The sequence below is a fragment of the Methanoculleus sp. MH98A genome (assembly GCF_000691865.1).
Taxonomy (GTDB): domain Archaea; phylum Halobacteriota; class Methanomicrobia; order Methanomicrobiales; family Methanoculleaceae; genus Methanoculleus.
Genome location: NZ_JMIO01000102.1, coordinates 1 through 5,888 on the forward strand (window position 1 = coordinate 1; position 5,888 = coordinate 5,888).

Genomic DNA, 5,888 nt, shown 5'->3' on the forward strand with positions numbered 1-5,888 from the left:
AATCGGTTTGGTACAATTGTGTTCGAGGATCTGAATATCACAAACATGCAGAAGAACCACCATCTGGCAAAAAGCATTGCAGATGTCGCCTGGAATATGTTCATCACGATCACAGAGAGCAAAGCGGAAGATGCTGGCTCACGCGTGATCCTGGTCAACCCCAGAAACACATCTCAGATATGCTCCAGATGTGGGATGATCGTCGCCAAGACACTTTCCGATCGCGTCCATTCCTGCCCGCATTGCGGGTTGGTGATGGATCGCGACCAGAACGCGGCGATCAATATTATGAGATTGGGACTGCAATCTCAGGGGTGATATCCCAAGATGCCCCCGACTTCAGTCGGGGGAGCAGTCACCTGTGAAGTATAGCAACAAGGTCTCACGCGAAAGACGCGAAGCCGCGAAGGCGGAATTCACTGGGGTCAGCGGTAGACGTCGAGGAGCGCCACCCGCTCGAGGACCAGTTCGCGGAACCGCTCCTCCCCGACCACCGCGACCTCCTCGGGGGTGATCGAGAAGAGGTCCGCAAGAAGCGCCCTTTTTGCGGGATCGATCTCCTCTCCTCCCTGTTCATCGTGAACGAACCTCACGAGATCGGTAAGCCGGTCCCGGACGCCGGGCGCCGGAGGACAGACGGCGACGTACGAACGGTTCTCGCCCGGGTGAATCCCAAACGACGAGGCCACCTGGCACTGCCGGGTTCCCGCGGCGTAGAGGAGCGCCTCCATCTCAAGCGAGTTCGCGATCGCTTCGCCGCCGGTCCACGACCGGCAGGCGTGCCGGAGCGCCGCCTCGACGTGATCCCGTCCTGTCAGGCGGTCGGCGTCGAAGAGGATGATGTGCGTCTCAAATTCGTCGGCGATCTTCCGGATCTCGTTTAAAAACCCGATCTTGTCATCGATCGTAAAGACCGCCCGGTAGACTTCGCATGCTATCTCTGTTTCTGCCATTGTTCATTCACCCGAACCGGGAGAGGGTCGACTGCTTCTCGCCGACACCCCCGATCTCGTCCCGGACACCATCGAGCTGATCGAAGATCTGTGCGGCGATCCCCTGCCCGAGGATCGTTGCGACCTTCTCCGGGCCCGCCTCCCGGAGCGCCTCGATCGAGTCGATACCGTTGTTGAAGAGCCGGCGGGCCCGGACCCGGCCAATCCCCCGGATCCTGATGAGCGGCAGGAGCTCCTTCTTGATACCGTGCTTGGTCCGGAGTTCCATCTCCTCGATGGGGGCCGCGAGGTGCGGGGCAAAGAGCCCGGCGAGGTGCCGGCTCGCGTGAACCAGCCAGGCGACGCTCTCCACCATCCCGTAGACGTCGCCCGGCCCGACGCTGTATCGTTCGCAGATGACGTCTTCGCCCACCTCGTCCCCCCAGTCGGCGAGGAGGAGCGCCGTCTTGAGGCTCCGGTCGAACTCCTCGCCCGCGTCCCAGGGGATCTCCATCCAGAGTTCGTCCCGGTGGTCGGCGAGGAACCGGTCGAGGGCGTACATGTCGTTTTTGCGGACAAAGAGCGTCGGCATGTCCGGCGTCGCGCAGAGGAGGTGGAGGAAGCCGATATCGGTGTAGTCCTTCCGGCCCGCCATCGCGTTCACGATCACCTCGGCGCTCCGGGGATCGATGTAGAGCCGGGAGACGAGCGACCCGTACTCCGTGGCCTCGAGCCACTCCCCCACCTCGGTGATCATCTCCGCTTCCCGCAGGAACTCGAGCACCCGGTCGACCGCCCGTTTCAGCGCACGCGGGCTCTCGCCCTGGTGGGCGTAGAACGTCCCGTCCATGAACCCGAGCACCTCGCCGCGCTCCCGGGCGAAGCCGGTCGCGACGAGCGAGAGGATATGGGTGCAGAGGACCGCCTCGTCCGCGCACCGGCTCCGGACGTCTTCTGCCGTCGCCTCGATGTAGTAGTCGAAGAGCTCCTCGACCATCTCCTCGGACTTCGCGATCAGGACGGCCTCGCCGTAGGGGTCGAGCCGCGGCCGTCCGGCCCGGCCGGCCATCTGCCGGTACTCCCGGACCGGGATCGGCATCATCCCTTCCCCGGCGTTGAACCGGAGGTAGTCGCGGACGATCACCCGCCGGGCGGGGAGGTTTAAGCCCGCCGCGAGGGTCGGGGTGGAGGAGATGACCTTGATCTGCCCCTCACGGAACCCCGCCTCGACGAGCTGGCGCTCCTCCCGCGAGAGCCCCGCGTGGTGGAACGCCGCCCCCTGGGCGACGCAGGCGGCGAGGGTCTTTCCCATATCGGTCGAGGCGCTCGACCGTATCTTATCAGCGTAGCCGGCGAGGACGGGGTTTGCGATTTTTAAGCCCGATGCCGCGCGTTTCGCGAACGCTTCGGCGTTCTTCCTCGAGCTGACGAAGACCAGGCACTGCCCACCCTCCGCGACCGTGTCGAGGACGAGGTCCAGGTCCTCGTACTTGCTCTTTCGCCCGACCTCCCGGACGCTGTCGGCAAACCTGATGCCGTCCTCGAAGAAGACCCCTTCCCGGAGGTCGACCGGCCGCCACTCGCTCTCGACGAGTTCGGCGTCCAGCCACCCGGCGAGGTCGGCAGGGTTCCCGATGGTGGCGGAGAGGGCGATGATCTGCATCGTCGGGTTCTTGTGGCGGAGTTTTGCGATCACCATCTCGACCGTCGCTCCCCTCGACGGGTCGTCGATCAGGTGGACCTCGTCGACGACGAGCAGGCTGATCTCCGAAAGCCACGGCGTCCGGTTCCGCAGGAGCGAGTCCACTTTCTCGCTCGTCGCGACGATGATGTCGTTCCTTCCCAGGTACTCGTCTCTTCGATCGAAGTCGCCGGTCGCGATCCCGACACGGAGACCCTTTCCGGAGAACTCCTCAAACTTCTCGCTCGCGAGCGCCCGCAAAGGAACGATGTAGAGGCACTTGCCGCCCCTCGCCACCTGATGGTGCATCGCCATCTCGGCGACCAGGGTCTTGCCGCTCGCGGTGGGGATGGCGACGAGGAGGTTCTTTCCCGAAAAAAGGCCCGCTTCGACGCAGGCGGCCTGCGGCGGGTAAAGTTCCGTGATCCCGCCGGCAATGTAGCCGGCCGCGAGGTCCGGCGGGACGGGGAGATCGGCTATCTCCATGTGTACCCCTTCATTTCCACTGCAAACCGCATATCTTCCGTATTGTCGTGGGCAGGGTCGGTCCGGCCCGGTCGCATCACGAGTAGTACTCCAGCATCGCCTGCTTGGCTTCCTTCTTCTTCCGGTCGAGGAATCCGTAGACATGCTCGTGCGGGACGCCCTGGATCAGCATCTCGATTGCTTTCCTCGCGGTCTCGGCCTGATCCGGGAGACCGATGATCGCGACGGTCTTGCCGTGAACCGAGATCTCTGTCGCGGTCATATCCTCGATCTGGGCGCGGGACGTTCCCGACTTCCCGATGATCCGGCCCCGGAGCCGTTCGAGCTGCCGGGTCGTCCCCGAAAGGTCGGCGAGGTCGAGGATATCGAGCATCATATCTTCATCGTCGAGGAGACGGAACGCACGCTCCGGCGAGAACCCCCGGTTGATCGCGGAGACGACGTTCGTCGCCGTCATGACGCCGACGGGGTCCTCCCCTTCGAGCGTCACCAGTCCTTCCTCGCTGTCGATCCGGAGGGTTATCCCGGTCTTCTCTTCGATCTCGCGTTTCGTGGACCCGCTTTTGCCGATGAGTACACCGATCCTCGCTGTTGAAACTTTCATCTCCTGTATGGTCATGGTTGCATCCCTTCTTCCGGTGTTCAGGGCTCCCGGCGTCCGGTGCCGACGAGCGTTTTGATGATCTCCTCTTCGTTTTGCACGTCGCAGTAGCGGGAGAAATATCGATTGAGGTTCTTGATATCCCGGACCAGAAACGCAGATGCCCGCGGGTGATCCAGGGTGACCGCCTGTCCCATATCGATCAGGTATGGTTTCTCGTGGTAGAGGATATTGTATTCGGAGAGGTCGGCGTGAACCAGGCGCGCCTCCCGGTAGAGCCGCTCCACGTAGCCGAGGATCTCGCGGTATACCGCGCCGTAATCCTCGACCTCGGCGTTCCGCAGCTGCGGATACGGCATCTCGTCCTCGCCCAGGAACTCCATCAAGAGGATGTTCCGGTCGAATGCGAGCGGTTCGGGGGCCGGAATCCCCGCCTCGTGCGCCCGGGCCAGGTTGCTGAACTCCTTTTTGGTCCAGGCGAAGATGAGGCCCTTGCGCGTCCCCCGGACGCTCGAGAACCGGCGGTCCCCCGCCAGGTACTCGTTCATCGCCTTGAAGTTCGCGGTCTGGATGCGGTAGATCTTGATCGCGAGCCCCTGCCCGTCGCGCTCGCCGTAGAAGACGTTCGCCTCTTTTCCGGTGCTGATCGGCCCGCCGATGACCGTGATCAGTTTTTTGTGGACGAGCTTGTAGAGGGCGAGAAGGGTGACCTCGTCGAAGACGTCGTCCCGTACCTTCACCGTATCGGCGTCTTTTATCCTGACGCCCATCGCCTCGATCTTGCGGTCGAACCGCTCGTGCTCGTCTCTCTGACCCACGGCCGGATCACCTGCTGCAGACGTAATCGTGTACGGGGGCGAGGATATCGATGAGGTGCGCGGCGGCGGCGGTCTTGAGGTCCAGCGGGTGGATCTCGCCCGCCGCGTAGGCTCGTTCCAGGTCCTCGTAGGCGGCAAACTCACGGTCGCCGCCGAACTTCTCGGGCCGGCGGATGGCGACCGCACCCGCCCGGGGGAAGACGTGGTAGCGCAGGATCTCCAGCACCGGGTTGTTCTCGACCTCGGGCGGGCAGAACGCCTTCTTCATCTTCTTTTTGATATCCTCCTCGGAGTCGGCGACCGATATGACGTTTCCGGCCGACGACGACATCTTCTTCCCGTCGAGGCCGTTGATGATCGGCGTATGGATGCAGACCGGCGCCGGATACCCGATCGAGGGAAGGTGTTCCCGGGCGAGCATGTGAATCTTTCGCTGGTCGATCCCGCCGACGGCGGCGTCCACCCCAAGCGTCGCGATATCGACCATCTGCATGATGGGGTAGACCATCTGCGAGACCGTCGGGTTATCCATCTGCCGCCCGACCTCGTCCATGCTCCTCTTCGCCCGGTTGAGGGTGATCGCCTGGGAGAGTTCGAGAACGGCAAGCTCGTACTCCGGCGTGAGCTGCACGTCCGAGCCGAGGACGTAGTTTGCGCCGCGGAGGCCGAGCCCCTCAAAGCAGCGGCGGTTGTACTCGGCCGTCTCGCGGATCTCTTCCATCGTTCCCTTGCGGTTCAAGAACGCGTGGAGGTCGGCGATGAGCACCGTCACCTCGAACCCTGCCTGCTGCAGGTCCATCAGCTTGTTCACCGTCACCATGTGGCCGAGATGAATCTCCCCGCTCGGCTCGTAGCCGGTGTAGACCCGCCTGACCGGACGGTCGATGAGCGCACGCAGTTCCTCGTCGGTGACGACCTCTACCGTATTCCGCGTCACCAGTTCATACGGATCCATTAAAAATAGTGGGTCTGCCGGGGAGTTAATGGTTCTTCTAGGCGTGCTGATTGAGCGCTGCTAAATCGTCTCATCTTGTGGATCTGAATTTCAGCTTGTGGTCGCGGCACCCCTCTTGCTGGGCTCAAGAGATACCGTTGCAGGTGGGTGTTGTAGTGCTGGTAGTCTTTCTCAGTCTATTGCACAACCTGGAAGGAGATAATTCAGGCTTCCTGATCAATTGGAGCTCAGGTGTGAGTGACTGGCAAAAAGTATATAGATTATCCCCTTAAATATATAGATTATATTCAGGACGTGCTGTGAACTAGTGGTGGTAGTTTCGTTGGCGACCTGCCACCTCACGAATTGCTCAACGAACTTAGCCGAGTCGCCTCTGTACGGCTATCAGAATATCATACTCGTAACAAAGGAATAA

6 protein-coding genes are annotated in these 5,888 nt (G+C 62.1%); 1 reads left to right on the forward strand and 5 read right to left on the reverse strand.

The genetic code is table 11. The features are described from left to right. A partial coding sequence (locus EI28_RS11330) for an RNA-guided endonuclease TnpB family protein (protein ID WP_048114935.1) occupies window positions 1-318 on the forward strand: 318 nt, incomplete at its 5' end. A 107-nt stretch (window positions 319-425) separates the two neighbouring features. Here the strand turns inward: EI28_RS11330 and cgi121 are convergent. From cgi121 to EI28_RS11355, 5 genes are all read right to left on the reverse strand, one after another. Continuing rightward, complete coding sequence (cgi121, locus tag EI28_RS11335; RefSeq protein WP_048114940.1) at window positions 426-953, reverse strand: KEOPS complex subunit Cgi121; 528 nt, start codon at window positions 951-953, stop codon at window positions 426-428. Between the two features lie 7 nt (window positions 954-960). Next, window positions 961-3,099, reverse strand: coding sequence for an ATP-dependent DNA helicase (locus EI28_RS11340; protein WP_048114942.1), 2,139 nt, complete (start codon window positions 3,097-3,099; stop codon window positions 961-963). Between the two features lie 76 nt (window positions 3,100-3,175). Then, entirely contained in the window at window positions 3,176-3,718 is a 543-nt protein-coding gene (locus tag EI28_RS11345; RefSeq protein WP_011845330.1) for a KH domain-containing protein, read from the reverse strand. A 23-nt stretch (window positions 3,719-3,741) separates the two neighbouring features. After that, window positions 3,742-4,518 (reverse strand): serine protein kinase RIO, encoded by a 777-nt coding sequence (locus EI28_RS11350; RefSeq protein WP_048114944.1) that lies wholly within the window; start codon window positions 4,516-4,518, stop codon window positions 3,742-3,744. 7 nt (window positions 4,519-4,525) lie between these two features. Then, a complete protein-coding gene (locus EI28_RS11355; RefSeq protein WP_048114949.1) occupies window positions 4,526-5,473 on the reverse strand; it encodes a tyrosine--tRNA ligase in 948 nt (315 codons plus the stop codon). Window positions 5,474-5,888 lie beyond the last annotated feature (415 nt).

Bases quoted from the DNA above. Each gene is read 5' to 3' on its own strand.
- cgi121 (WP_048114940.1), bottom strand. From the start codon at position 953: ATGGCAGAAACAGAGATAGCATGCGAAGTCTACCGGGCGGTCTTTACG.
- EI28_RS11340 (WP_048114942.1), bottom strand. From the start codon at position 3,099: ATGGAGATAGCCGATCTCCCCGTCCCGCCGGACCTCGCGGCCGGCTAC.
- EI28_RS11355 (WP_048114949.1), bottom strand. From the start codon at position 5,473: ATGGATCCGTATGAACTGGTGACGCGGAATACGGTAGAGGTCGTCACC.
- EI28_RS11345 (WP_011845330.1), bottom strand. From the start codon at position 3,718: ATGACCATACAGGAGATGAAAGTTTCAACAGCGAGGATCGGTGTACTC.